The sequence below is a fragment of the Adlercreutzia caecimuris B7 genome (assembly GCF_000403355.2).
In the GTDB taxonomy this organism is placed as follows: domain Bacteria; phylum Actinomycetota; class Coriobacteriia; order Coriobacteriales; family Eggerthellaceae; genus Adlercreutzia; species Adlercreutzia caecimuris.
The window spans coordinates 452,527-465,399 of sequence record NZ_KE159646.1 but is presented as its reverse complement, the minus strand read 5'-3'; the positions used below and the strand labels follow the sequence as shown (position 1 = coordinate 465,399).

Below are 12,873 nucleotides of genomic sequence, written 5' to 3'. Positions count from 1 at the left end.
CGTCGTCGGGGCTCATCCACGAAAAAGGGCCCCCGAAGGAGCCCTTTGCAATACAACGAAGTAAGGCCTAGCGGAACGCCTTCTCCTTGATCTTGGCAGCCTTGCCCACCTTGTTGCGCAGGTAGTACAGCTTGGCGCGACGCACATCGCCCTTGCGGGTGACCTCGATCTTCTCGATCTTGGGAGAATGCACCGGGAAGGTACGCTCCACGCCCACGGCGAAGCTGATCTTGCGCACGGTGAAGGTCTCGCGGACCGAGGCGCCCTGGCGGCGGATCACGTCGCCCTGGAACACCTGGATACGCTCGCGGTTGCCCTCCTTGATGCGGTAGTGGACCTTAACGTTGTCGCCCACGTTGAACTCGGGGAGGTCCTGCTTGATCTGCTGCTGCTCGATAGCGCGAATGATATCCATTGCCTTTTCCTACTCTATACTCACATTCGGTCTTATGAATCATCTTGGTAAAGACGCGATTTGACAGTATATCGCCACACCCCGTCCCGTGCAAGAGCCTTTTTCCCTTTCCCTGGCGAAAATTCACGCGAACGGCACGGGCCCACGGCAAGACGGTCCGCGTCGGCGGAAAACGACGGCGCCGACCTAGGCGCGCGACTCCTCCTCCACGATGACGAACTCGTCTTCGCCTTCCGTCTCCTGGGCCACGAGCATCTGCTCGAACATGGACGCCGTCTGGGAGAAGTCGCTCGGCAGCACCACCGTGGACTGGCGGCCGTTGCGGGCGAACTCGCTCATCATGTCGGTCCACTGGGTGAAGATGAACAGCTGGTTGGCCTCGGCCGCCGACACGCCCGAACTCTTGATGACCGCAAGCGATTCGGAGATGCCGTCGGCGATGGCCTTGCGCTGGGCGGCGATGCCGCGGCCGGCCTGCTCCATGGCCTCGGCGCGGGCGCGGGCCTCGGTGACCACCTTGATGCGCTCGGCCTCGGCGAGCGACTGGGCCGCCTCCTTCTCGCGCTGGGCGGAGTTGATGCGGTTCATGGACTGCTCCACGTCGGCCGGCAGGTCGATGGCCGTGATGAGCGTGCTCACCACATCGTAGCCGTAGGCCACCATGAGGCCCGATACCGTCTGGTTCACATCCGAGGCGATGGCGTCCTTCTTGTCGAACACCTCGTCCAGCGTGTACTGGGGCACGCTGGAGCGCAGCGCGTCGATGAGGTAGGAGCGCATCTGGGCCGTGGGATTGGCCAGCATGTAGTAGCTGCGCCACACGCCCGAGGGCTGCCCCTGGGCGGCCGGCTGGGCGCTCACGCGGTACTGGGCGGCGATGGCCATGGTGACGGTCACGTTGTCGCGGGTCTTCGCGTCGATGGTGAACTGCTCCTGGCGCGTGCGCATGTCAACCTTGGCGGCGACGGTCTCGAAGAACGGGATCTTGATGTTCAGGCCCGCGCCCACGGTGCGGTTGAACTTGCCGAGCCGCTCGATGATGTAGACGTTCTGCTGAGGCACGATGAAGAAGATCTGCGGTGCGAGCAGCACCAGCAGCACGATGAGGATGCCGAGGAGGATCATGGGGTTCCCTTTCTCTCAGTTGCGCGGTGAGAATATTGGTGGCAGTATAACACTCCCGTACTTGTCGCCGGTCGGAAGTGCGGGGCGCCCTGATTCGCTCAGACAGTCCTCGCCCGGAACATGCTGTGCATGTTCCGGCTGCGGAACTCGCTCGGTCAGGGCGCCCCGCACTTCCTCTACGCGTTGACGCCGTTGAAAGAAGGAGTTCCCATGACCGACGCCGCCCGCACCGCGCTGATCCTCATCGACATGCAGAGGGGCTTCATCGATACCACCTCGCCCCTATGCATCGCCGGCGCCGCCGCCACAATCCCCGCCTGCGAGCGCGCGCTTGCCGCAGCGCGAGACCACAGGCTGGCCGTCTACCACGTGCGCCGGGAATACGCCGCCGACGGAAGCGACGTGGAAGCGGTGCGCCACGGGACGTGGGCGGAAGGCGGCCGGCCGCTGTCCGCCGCATGGCCCGAGAGCCTCGCCTGCCCACCCGAACTGGAGCCACGCGAGGGCGAACCTGTCATCGCGAAGCCGAGCTGGTCGGCCTTCTTCGGCACCGATCTGCACGAGCGTCTGCAGGCACGCGGCATCGGCACCATCGTGCTCGCGGGCACCACGACACCGAACTGCGTGCGCTCGACGGCCTACGACGGGATGGCGCTCGGCTACAACGTGGCCGTGCTCGCCGACGCCACCTCGTCGCGCACGCCGGAAGTGCAGCGGGCGAACCTGGCGGATATGGCACACGTCGGGGTGCAGATTCTGACCGCTGACGAGCTGGCGGCAACGGGAACGGCGAGTCTCTCAGATGTCGAGGGCGCCGCAGCGGCTACCTCCCCCGCCCGGCAGACCGCGGCGGCGGCCAGCGCCACGTCCAAAGACGCGACCGAGCCCCGCGAGGCCCTTCCCTCCTTCGACGCCGCCCCCACTCCCCGCCTCGCCTCCATCGAGACCGTCTCCACGGGCTGGATCAACAAGTATCACCTGCACTACACGATGCCCGACGGGCGCCCCTACGCCTACGAGGGCGTCTCGCGCAAGGGGCCCGAGGCCTATCGCGCGGCGCTTGACGCGCTCGGCGCCGGCGAGCCTCCCACGCCCGATGCCGTGTGCATCGTGCCGATCCTGCCCGACGGCTCGGTGCTTCTGGAACGGGAATTCCGCTATCCGCTGAACAGCTGGTGCATCTCGCTTCCCGCCGGCCTCGTGGATGCCGGCGAGTCGCTGGAAGAGGCCGTGGCCCGCGAGCTGTACGAGGAGACGGGCTACCGCCTGCGCGATGACGTGGACGCGCCCGTGCGCCCGCTTCCCCAACCGGGATTCTCGTCCACCGGCCTCGCCGAGGAGAACGTGCACGTCGTGTTCGCCCACGTGGAGCCGGGTGGCGCGGCGGCCCCCGAAGCTGCCGAGATCATCGAGCCCTTCGTGCTTCCCCGCCACCAGATCCGAGCCTTCCTGGACGCCAACACCACCCCCATCGGCACCCGCTGCCAACTCATCTTGGAAATGCTGGCAGAGAAGTAGCGTGCCGCGCCACCGCCCCGAGAGCAACTTCGCCCTTGGGAACCAAACCCGCCTTTTGCGCCACTTTTGCGTATCAGGCAGCCGCTTTCCGGTCCAGAGCAAAATCGCCGCCCCGAGGGGCGGCGATTCTTCATTTAGAATGGCGGGATGTACGAGACTCGAACTCGCGACCTCCGACGTGACAGGCCGGCGCTCTAACCAACTGAGCTAACACCCCGTGGTGTCACGCTTGAGAAAAATGGCGGGATGTACGAGACTCGAACTCGCGACCTCCGACGTGACAGGCCGGCGCTCTAACCAACTGAGCTAACACCCCGTCTCAAGCAGCCTGTATAGTATACGCGCAACGATCATTGTGCGCAAGTCAAAATTCAAGAAATTTTTCCCGAACCCGAACTCGGGCGGAACGAGGGCGCCGAGCGCCCCGCCCCACTTTACCTTCCTTAGGCCAAATCGCCCGCAGCACGAGCCTTGACGCGATTGGTGTGACCCGGGTAATAGGCCAGGGGCACATCCTCCACGTCCACCACGACCACGGTCTCGGGCACCGCTCCGGCGGCCACGGCGGCCTCGATGGCGGCAGCGCGGGCGGCGGCGAGAGCCTCGTCGCGGGGCACGGCATCGTAGTCCACCAGCTCCTCGTAGGTACCGCTCACCTTCGACAGGGCCGAGCCGATGGCATTGGCGCAGCCGGCGTGCTCGGGAGCGAGCACCTGGCGGGTGCCGGCCAGATCCTGGGGCAGCACGATGGCGCCGCCGCCCACGAGTACCACGTCGATGGGATCGCTCGATACCTTCATCACGTCGATGGCATCCTCCACCATGGCGCGGATGGTCTCCATGGCGGCCTCGGCATGAGCCAGGGGCAGCCCGGCCACAAGCGACGCATCACCCACCTCGGCCATCCCCAGGCGCACGGCTACGTCGGTGGCCGTACACGTGTCACCGCCGAACACGAGCGCCCGCTCGGCGATCCGATAACCCACCGAATCGGGGCCCACCGTGGCGCTCACGGTGCCGTCGGCGCTCTCGCTCACGCGCACCACCGAACCGCCGCCGAGCCCGATGGACAGCACGTCGGGCATGCGGAAGTTCGTGCGCACGCCGCCGATGTTCACCGCCACCCCGCTCTCGCGCGGAAAACCGTTCGACAGGATGCCCAAATCGGTGGTGGTGCCGCCCACGTCGATGACGATGGCGTCGTCCACCCCGGTCAGGTAGCTCGCCCCGCGGATGGAGTTGGTGGGCCCGCAGGCGATGGTGAGGATGGGATAGCGCCGCGCGTGCTCCATGGTCATGAGGGTGCCGTCGTTCTGGGACAGGTACACCTCGGCCTCGGTGATGCCCTTGGCGGCCAGGCTCTCGGCGAAGCCCTCGGTAAACCGACGCGACACCTCGTTCAACGCCGCGTTCAGAATCGTCGCGTTCTCGCGCTCCACCAGGCCCATGGAACCGATCTCGCTGGACACCGAAAGGTGCACCTTATCGCCCAGCACCTCGCGGGCCACCTCGGCGGCGCGACGCTCGTCATCATCGCGCACCGTGGAGAACACACAGGACAGGGCCACGGCGTCCACCTTGCCGCGCACTCCCTCGAAGAAGGCCCGGCAGGCCCCCTCGTCGAAGACGGCCAGGCGACGGCCGTCGTACTCGAAGCCGCCCTCGATGATGGCCGACCCCCGGCTCACCGCGGCCAGGTCGTCGGCCCAGTCCACCATGGGCGGGATGCCCACCGAGGCCGGCGCGCCCACGCGCAGCACGGCCACGCTCGCCAGGTTGCGGCGCTCCACGATGGCGTTGGTGCACTGGGTGGTACCGAGCATGGCCCGGCCGATGAGGGCGCGGTCGGCCCCGCTGGCCTCCAGCACCGCATCCACCGCATCCATGATGCCCGTGTAGATATCGTCGGATGTGGGCCGCTTCACCGCGGCCACCACCGCATCCTGCTCGTCGATGAGCACGGCGTCGGTGTTGGTGCCGCCCACGTCGATGCCGAGTTTGTACATGGCCCTATTCCCCCTTCTGCCCGCAGAGCTCTTCCACGGGCACGTAATCCACGTCGATGCCGAAATAGCGCGGCCCCACCAGATCGAGCCCGCGCGGAGTGCGCCACATATCGAAGCAGGTAAGCCCCACGGCCAGCACCCGCTTGCCGTACTTGAGCGCATCAGTGGGCACGGGAATGAACGTCTCCGGGTCCACCAGGCAGATGAGGTCGGGCACCGTGGCGCGCACCTCGCCGTCCACCACGCACTGCAAGTTCTCGTTCTGGAAGTCGACGAAGGCGCGGCTGCCGCGGTACTCGCCGATGCCCTCGAGCACGGCTCGGCCGAAGTTGAAGGCCCCCCGCGTCTCGCGCAGCACATCGGCGATCTTGCCCTTGAACAGCTTGAACCCGCCGGTGAAGTGCAGGAAGTACTCCTCGGGGGTCATGCCGGCCGCCGCGGCGCCCTCTTTGGCGGTGCGGATGGCATGCCCCAGCTTCTGGGACCGCGTCACGATACCGTGGACGCCGTAGGCCTTCACCGTGGGGGCATCCATGCAGTACAGGGCGATGGTCAGCGTGCCGCCGCAGGTGGTGGTGGCGGCCCGTGCGATGTCCTCAGTCCACTTGTTCGTCACCGTGGACAGCACCCCGGCGTTGCCCTTCTCGTCGATGAAGGCCATGGGGCTCGCGCTGGCCCCGCCGATGGCGAAGGTGGCCATCTGCAGCTCGGGGAAGGCGCGGCCCATGCCGTCGGCGTCCACCATGGGGATGCCGAGGCGCGCGGCGCAGGCGATGGGCAGCATGGAGTTCACGCCGCCGGCCTCGGCGGGCATGGTGGCGTAGACCGGGCGGTTGAAGAACATGCCCACCATGTCGAAGAGACGATGGAACTCGTGGGCCCCCACGCCCTTCTCGGTGAGGATGGTGGGCGCGCCCATGGACGCGCTCGGCACCACGAAGGCGTCGTCGGGCAGCTCGTCGGCGCCGATAAGCCGCACCGGTCCGCACTCGCGCACGGCGGCCATGGCCGTCAGCTTGCCGATGTAGGGGTCGCCGCCCCCGCCGGCGCCCAGCAGCGTGGCGCCCAGGGCGATGTCCTCGATGTCGTTCAGGCCGATCTCTCTCATAAAGCCCCTCTCTCAGGTTCGAAGTTCGCAACGGTATCGCAGGCCGCGGCACGCTCGGCGCCGTGGGCCGTAGAGGTATCGGGGGTGCGCCAGCGCACCGGCCCCGTGAAGCGGCGCCGGCCCGTGGCGTAGTAGACCAGGGTATAGGAAAGTATCGAGGCTGCAAGCGCGTTTACCGGCCCCAGGAAGAAGGGCAAGCTGAGAAAGGCCAGCCCCGGCACTTCGGCGAAGGCACCGCCCGTGACCAGACCCACGATCACACCCGCCCCGAGGGCCGCCGCACCGGGCACCGAGAAGCCTTCGACGAGCTCCACGTTCTCGGGCCGCGCGCGGCGCACGATCCAGTAGTCGGCCACCACCGCGCCGGCCAGGGCCGGGGCCGTTGCCGACAGAAACGACAGGAACATCTCGAACTGCCCCAAGATGCCCCCCAAGGCCAGCGCGATGCCGGCGATGCCCGCCACGAGCGTCGTCACCTTGCTGCCGCTCTCGTCGCGGCCGAGCATGACGGCAAAGCCGAGACCGGCGGAGTACACGTTGCTCGCGTTCACCGTCCAGGCCGACAGTACCAGGGCCAGAAGTCCCACCGCAGGAAGGCCGATGGAGTTCATGAGCACCGCCACGTCCCCCTCGCCGGTCACGATGGCCAAAGCCGCTGCGCAGGCGAGCGCCACCAGGGCTGCGGGCAGCACTCCCACCACGCAGGACAGCACCGCGTCGCGGCGCGTGCGCGCGAAGCGCGCGATGTCGCCGGCGGTGAACCCCGCGAAGGCGAACAGCCCGATGGCCAGGTTCACCCCGGTCAGAAAGCCGATGGCGTCGGCGGGCGCAGGGGCAAAAGCAACCAGGGGCCCCACCCCGCCCTCACCAGCCAAAGATGCGGCCACCCCGTAGAGGCAGACTGTCATGAGGAAGGGCGCCGCCACGGTGGACAGCCAGCGCAGCCCCGAGAAGCCAATCACCGCCGTGACCAGCATGAGCAGCCCCAGTCCCAAAGCGCAGGCCCATTCGGGAGCCGCGACAGTGAAGGTGGCCGCCAGCATAAGCGACAGCGACGCGCCGCACACGGCCGTCTGCACACCGAACCAACCCACGGTCACCACGCCCACGATGAGCGACACGACCCAGCGCGCCCCGCCAACACCGAGGGCCGGGGCCGCCAGCAGCGCCGTCGGCGCGCCGGTATCCGACGCCTGCATCGAGACGAAGCACATATATATGACGATGAAGCCGAAGCCCGCCAAGGTGACCAAAGCCGAGCCGCCCAGGCCCAGGCCCAGCCCCAAAGCCGCTCCCACCATCAGCGTCGGGGCGCTGAACATGCCCCCGGCGCGGATGACGGCGATGGACTTCCAATCCTTGCGGTCCGCCTCGTCGACATACAGATCGGCGCCGAGTCCCTTCGATTCCATGGCGGGCGCATCCCCTTTCCAATCTCTCGCGCACCGTCCCCACGGCGCGAATCAAACTCTGCCAGCATACCATCGCGGCGCGGAAACCGCCGTTTAGCGACGGGTGGAACCAGGCAGACGGATTCCTTTCCCATTGGAAACACAAATGAAAAGCAAGCAAGATATTATTTCTCCATTCTGCATTCAGCAGAAGCACATGTATCGGCAGCGCCGGTCCGATGGGGAAAGACGCCGCGCCGCCGCTTTTGAGAGAGAAGGATTGCCTATGACAACTGAAAAGCAATTCGAAGAGGCCGCCGAGGCCGAGAACCGCGACATCGATTACTCGCTGTCGCGCGTTCCCGCCAGCGCCAAGCAGCCGTTCTGGCGCATCCTCTTCATCCGTATCGGCGCCATCTGCTGCGTGTCCCAGCTGATGCTGGGCGCCGCCCTCGGCTACGGCATGACGTTCTTCGACGCCTTCGTCTGCACTATGCTCGGCTCGGTGCTGCTGCAGGTCGTCAGCTGGGCGCTCGGTACCGCCGCGGCTCACGAGGGCCTGTCCACCAGCCTTCTTTCCCGCTGGTGCGGTCTGGGCAAGGGCGGCTCGGCCCTGTTCGGCGGCGTGGTCGCCATCTCCATGGTCGGCTGGTTCGGCGTGCAGAACTCGGTGTTCGGCCAGGGCATGGCCTCCATCGTGCCCTTCACCGACTTCCTCGGCACCGAGGAGATCATTCCCGGCGTGACCGGCGAGTACATCCTGTGGGCCATCATCACGGGCCTGTCCATCACCCTGCTCGTGGTGTTCGGCATCAAGGCCATCGCTAACTTCGCCACCATCTTCGTGCCGCTGTTCGTCATCGTGGTCATCGTGGCCGCCGCCATCGTGCTGCAGGGCCACTCCATCGGCGAGCTCATCGCCGCGGCTCCTCCGGGACCGGCTTTGTCGATCGGCGCTGGCACGACCATGGTCGCCGGTGGATTTATCGCCGGTGCCATCTGCACCCCCGACTACGCCCGCTTCCTGAAGAACGGCAACCAGGTGTTCTGGATGACGCTCATCGGCACCTTCCTGGGCGAGCTGGGCATGAATCTCTTGGCCGTGCTTCTGGCCAACGCCATGGGCACCGAGAACGTCGTCGACATCATGATGGGCACCTCCGGCATCATCGGCGTGATCATCGTGGTCGCCTCCACCGTGAAGCTGAACGACATCAACCTGTACTCGTCCAGCCTCGGCCTGGCCACCATGATCAACGCCCTGTTCAACAAGGTGTCCAACCGCAACGCCCTGGTGTGGGCCCTCGGCATCGTGGGCACCGTGCTGTCGGTGGTGGGCATCATCAACTACTTCACGAGCTTCCTCACCCTGCTCGGCGTGGCCATCCCGCCCGTGGCCGGCATCATGGTGGTGGACTACTTCTTCCTGCGCCGCAGCCGCGCCGTCCTGGAGGAGACCCGCAAGGAAGGCATCCTGCCCCGGCGCGTGGAGAACTGGAACCCCATCACCATCATCTGCTGGCTCGTGGGCTTCGGCATCGGCGAGGTGTCCAGCATCTACGCCATCGGTATCCCGGGCCTGAACTCGCTCATCCTGGCGGGCCTGCTGTACTGGGTCGTCATGGTAGTGGCCGCCCGCATCAAGGGCGTGCAGAACATCACCTTCAAGGAGACCGACGAGGTGCTGTAAGCCGCAGCGCACCGCACGCGCAAAAAGGGCGCCGGAAGCATTTCCGGCGCCCTTTCTTTATGGGATGGGGCAGAAAAACGAGCCGCCCGCCTAGGGCAGCAGCACGTCGTCGTAGAGCTCGGGGCGACGGTCGCGCAGGTAGGGCGGGTAGCGGCCGTCCATGCGGCCCGCAGCCACATCCGCCAGGTCGATGTCGGCGACAAGGACGCCCTCGGCCTCCCCCTCCAGCTCAGCGATGATGTGACCGCGCGGATTGCTCACATAGGAATGGCCCGGCATCACCAGATCGTCCTCTACACCGTAGCGGTTCACGCAAGCCGTATACACCGTGTTCTCCAAAGCACGGGAGGGGCCGTTGAGATACCAGCCGTCCATGTCCTCCTTGCACCAAGCGGCCAGGCACAGCACCAGATCGCACCCTTTCAGAGCCAGCATGCGGGCAGTCTCCGGGAAACCCATGTCGTAGCAGATCATGACGCCCACACGTCCGAAGTCGGTGTCGAACACGCCGCCGCCGTTGCCGCCGCGGAAGTAGAAGCGCTCGAGCGCCCACAGGTGCTGCTTGTCGTAGGTTCCCAGCAGGTTGCCCTCCCGATCGATGAACACCGAGCTGTTGTAGGGCACGGCGGTCAGCTCGCGGGTGAGGGCCACGCCGGCGGCCACGTAGCACCCGCCGGCCCGGGCCGCCTCCTGCAGCGCGCGCACCGTGGGGCCGTCCACCGGCTCCACCAGGTCGCCCAGGATGGGCCCGATGGCGTTCAGCTGGTAGCCCGTGGAGAACAGCTCGGGCAGCAGCACCAAATCGGCGCCGGCCTCGGCGGCCTCGGCGATCATCTGGCAGGCGCGCTCGGTGTTCTTGGCGGGGTTGCCCAGCTCGGACTCGAACTGGATGAGGGCGAGTCGCACCGGACGAGATTCAGTCATGGGACCTCCTCACAGCATCAAATCGCCCACGGCCTTCACGCGGATGCACAGGGCATCGCCGAGGTAGGCCATGGGGATATCCTCGACTTCGATCACTTCCACCGTGGCCGGATCGGCGCCGGCGGCGATAGCCTCGTCGCAAGCGCGGCGCTTCGACTCCTCGATGGCCTGGGCGCGGGGCGTCTCGGACAGCGAGAACACCTTGGCGATCTGGCCCGACACCTGGGCGATGGCGCTGCCGATGGCGTTGGCCACGCCGAAGTGCGGCGGACGCAGCACCGCGCTCGCCCCTTCCAGGGCCTCGGGCGCCAGGATGGAACCGCCGCCCACGAGCACCACCTTCACGTCGCCGGCCGAGGTCTTCATAGCGTCCACGGCATCCTCGATGATGCGGACGATCTCGGCATAGCCGCGCTCCACCAGATCGGCGTCGAGCGAGGATGTGAGCGACGCGTCGCCCACCTCGGGCGCCAACCCCCGGGCTGCCACGATATCGGTGGCCGTGACCACATCACCCCCGAACACGAGCGCGGCGCGGGTCACGCGAAAGCCCACGGAATCGGGGCCCACGGTGACCGAGCCGTCCTCGGCGCGGCGCACGATGGAGCCGCCGCCGAGCCCGACGCTCACCAGGTCGGGCATGCGGAAGTTCGTGCGCACATCGCCGATCTCCACGGCCACCATGGACTCGCGGGGAAAACCGTGGGACAGCACGCCCACATCCGTGGTGGTGCCGCCGATGTCCACGACGATGGCGTCCTTCTCCTGGGTGAGGAACGACGCTCCGCGGATGGAGTTGGTGGGACCGCAGGCGATGGTGAAGATGGGATAGCGCTTGGCGTAGTCCACCGACATGAGGGTGCCGTCGTTCTGGCCGAGGTACACGGCCACATCCACGATACCCTCGGCGGCCAGCGCCTCCTCGAAGCTGTCGGCCGTGGTGCGGGCCACGTCCACCAGCGCGGCGTTCAGGATGGAGGCGTTCTCGCGCTCCAGAAAGCCGAGCGAGCCGATCTCGGAGGACACCGAGATGGGGAACTCCTCGCCGAGCTCGGCGCGCAGCACCTCCACGGCACGGCGCTCGTGGGCATCGGACACCGGCGAGAACACGCTCGTGACCGCCACGGACTCGAAGCCCTCCTCGCGCACCACGCGGGCCACCTCGCGGATTTCGTCCTCGATAAGCGCGCTGATCTCGCGGCCATCAAACTCGTGGCCGCCGTGCACCAGAAAGTCGCGCACGCGCATGGCGCTCTTCAGCTCCTCGGGCCAGTCGGCCATGCAGCTGATGGCCGTAGTGGCCGGGGCCCCGATTCGCAGGGCGGCCACCTTGTTCAGGCGGCGGCGCTCCACGATGGCGTTGGTGCAGTGGGTGGTGCCCAGCATGGCAAATCCGATGTTCGCCGCGGCCTCGAGGCCGATCTGGGAAACCACCTCGTGCATGGCGGCCTTGATGCCGCCCATGACGTCCTCGGTGGTGGGGCTCTTGGTAGAGGCGACCAGGTTCAGGTCGCCGTCGATGATCACGGCGTCGGTGTTGGTGCCGCCCACATCGATGCCCAAGCGCCAGGTGCGCTTCTCCTCTGCCATTATCGGCCTCCTTCCGTCGCCACTAGTTCCTCGACGGGCACGTAGTCCAAGTCGTAGCCGAAGGCGCGCGGCCCCACGACCGCCAGGCCCTCGGGGGTGCGCCACTGATCGTCGCAGGGCATGCCCACCACCACGATGCGGGCGCCGTACTTCAGGCCCTCGGTGGTCACCGGCGTGCCGGATTCCATATCCAGTGACATGATGAGGTCCGGCGAGGTGCACAGGGCCCGGCCGTCGGCCCGGGCGATGATGTTCTCGTTCTGGAACTCGATGACCAGCTCGCGGCCCTTGTCGTCATCCAGGCCGGCCACCACGGCCCGCCCGCGCACGAACATGCCGTCGGTGTTGCGCTCAACATCGACCACCTTGCCCTTGAACAGGCGGTGCCCGCGGGTGACCTCGAGCACGGCGGCGATGGGGTCGGCGTGCATCTCACGGGCCTCGCGCAGGGTGCGGCCGATCTTCTCGCACAGCGTGGGCGTGCCGGGAATGGCGAAGTCCTTCAGCTGGCGGCCGGTGCACATGTAGGAGGCCAGAATGGTGTAACCGCCCATGACCGAGGTGGCCTGGCGGGCGATGCGCTCGAGCCAGCGATCGTCGATGGCGCGCACAGTGACGGTGTTGCCCTTCTCATCGGCAAGCACCGCCGGCTGGCCCTTCACGCCGTTGATGCCCAGCGTGGTCATCTGCAGCTCGGGGAAGGCGCGGCCCATCAGATCGCAGTCCACCACGGGGATGCGGCGGGTGGCGCCGAGAATGAACGGGATGGTGGAGTTCACACCGCCGGCCTCCACGGCGTAGATGGCGTAGGGTTCCACGCCCAGCTCCTTCACCATCTCGTCGTAAGTGGCCATGGGCTCCAGGCCGCTGCAGATCTTCTCCACCATGATGGTGGGGGCGCCCATCATCTGGGACACCACCACGACGGCATCGTCGGGCACCTCGTCCGGCGTGATCAGTTCCACGTCGCCGTACTTGCGAATGGCCTCGATGGCCATAAGCTTGCCCACATACGGGTCTCCCCCGCCGCCGGCGCCCAGCACCGTGGCGCCCAGGGCCATATCCTCGATTTCATCGACTCCGATAAAGCGTCTCATAATGGCATG

The 12,873-nt window shown here is 66.9% G+C and carries 10 protein-coding genes and 2 tRNA genes; 2 read left to right on the top strand and 10 right to left on the bottom strand.

Going from position 1 to position 12,873, the window contains the following annotated elements:
* Positions 1-67: 67 nt before the first annotated feature.
* Positions 68-415 (bottom strand): 50S ribosomal protein L19, encoded by a 348-nt coding sequence (gene rplS / locus C811_RS06105; protein ID WP_016308631.1) that lies wholly within the window; start codon positions 413-415, stop codon positions 68-70.
* A 186-nt stretch (positions 416-601) separates the two neighbouring features.
* On the bottom strand, positions 602-1,540 hold the full coding sequence (locus C811_RS06100) for an SPFH domain-containing protein (RefSeq protein WP_016308630.1): 939 nt from the start codon (positions 1,538-1,540) through the stop codon (positions 602-604).
* A 210-nt stretch (positions 1,541-1,750) separates the two neighbouring features.
* Between C811_RS06100 and C811_RS17015 the strand changes: the two genes are divergently transcribed.
* Positions 1,751-3,058, top strand: coding sequence for an isochorismatase family protein (locus C811_RS17015; RefSeq protein ID WP_016308629.1), 1,308 nt, complete (start codon positions 1,751-1,753; stop codon positions 3,056-3,058).
* 140 nt (positions 3,059-3,198) lie between these two features.
* Here C811_RS17015 and C811_RS06095 read toward each other — a convergent pair.
* The 5 genes from C811_RS06095 to C811_RS06075 form a co-directional block, all read right to left on the bottom strand.
* A tRNA-Asp gene (locus C811_RS06095) sits at positions 3,199-3,275 on the bottom strand.
* 22 nt (positions 3,276-3,297) lie between these two features.
* A tRNA-Asp gene (locus C811_RS06090) sits at positions 3,298-3,374 on the bottom strand.
* A 127-nt stretch (positions 3,375-3,501) separates the two neighbouring features.
* Positions 3,502-5,064, bottom strand: a complete 1,563-nt coding sequence (locus C811_RS06085) for a hydantoinase/oxoprolinase N-terminal domain-containing protein (protein ID WP_016308628.1) — start codon at positions 5,062-5,064, stop codon at positions 3,502-3,504.
* Between the two features lie 4 nt (positions 5,065-5,068).
* Positions 5,069-6,172, bottom strand: coding sequence for an S-methyl thiohydantoin desulfurase family protein (locus tag C811_RS06080; RefSeq protein WP_016308627.1), 1,104 nt, complete (start codon positions 6,170-6,172; stop codon positions 5,069-5,071).
* Complete coding sequence (locus C811_RS06075; RefSeq protein ID WP_016308626.1) at positions 6,169-7,584, bottom strand: cytosine permease; 1,416 nt, start codon at positions 7,582-7,584, stop codon at positions 6,169-6,171. The genes C811_RS06080 and C811_RS06075 overlap by 4 nt, the downstream gene beginning before the upstream one ends.
* A gap of 265 nt (positions 7,585-7,849) precedes the next feature.
* On the opposite strand from C811_RS06075, the gene C811_RS06070 reads away from it, so the two are divergent.
* Positions 7,850-9,253 carry a purine-cytosine permease family protein gene (locus C811_RS06070; protein ID WP_016308625.1) on the top strand — a complete coding sequence of 468 codons (1,404 nt, stop codon included), beginning with the start codon at positions 7,850-7,852 and terminating at the stop codon, positions 9,251-9,253.
* 90 nt (positions 9,254-9,343) lie between these two features.
* Here C811_RS06070 and C811_RS06065 read toward each other — a convergent pair whose 3' ends face one another.
* From C811_RS06065 to C811_RS06055, 3 genes are read right to left on the bottom strand one after another with little or no spacing between them, the layout of a single operon-like run.
* Entirely contained in the window at positions 9,344-10,177 is an 834-nt protein-coding gene (locus tag C811_RS06065; RefSeq protein ID WP_016308624.1) for a nitrilase-related carbon-nitrogen hydrolase, read from the bottom strand.
* A 9-nt stretch (positions 10,178-10,186) separates the two neighbouring features.
* The gene (locus tag C811_RS06060) at positions 10,187-11,767 is read right to left on the bottom strand and encodes a hydantoinase/oxoprolinase N-terminal domain-containing protein (RefSeq protein ID WP_016308623.1); all 1,581 of its coding nucleotides are present in this window, start codon (positions 11,765-11,767) and stop codon (positions 10,187-10,189) included.
* The gene (locus C811_RS06055; protein ID WP_016308622.1) at positions 11,767-12,864 is read right to left on the bottom strand and encodes an S-methyl thiohydantoin desulfurase family protein; all 1,098 of its coding nucleotides are present in this window, start codon (positions 12,862-12,864) and stop codon (positions 11,767-11,769) included. Before C811_RS06055 ends, C811_RS06060 begins: the two co-directional genes overlap by 1 nt.
* Positions 12,865-12,873 lie beyond the last annotated feature (9 nt).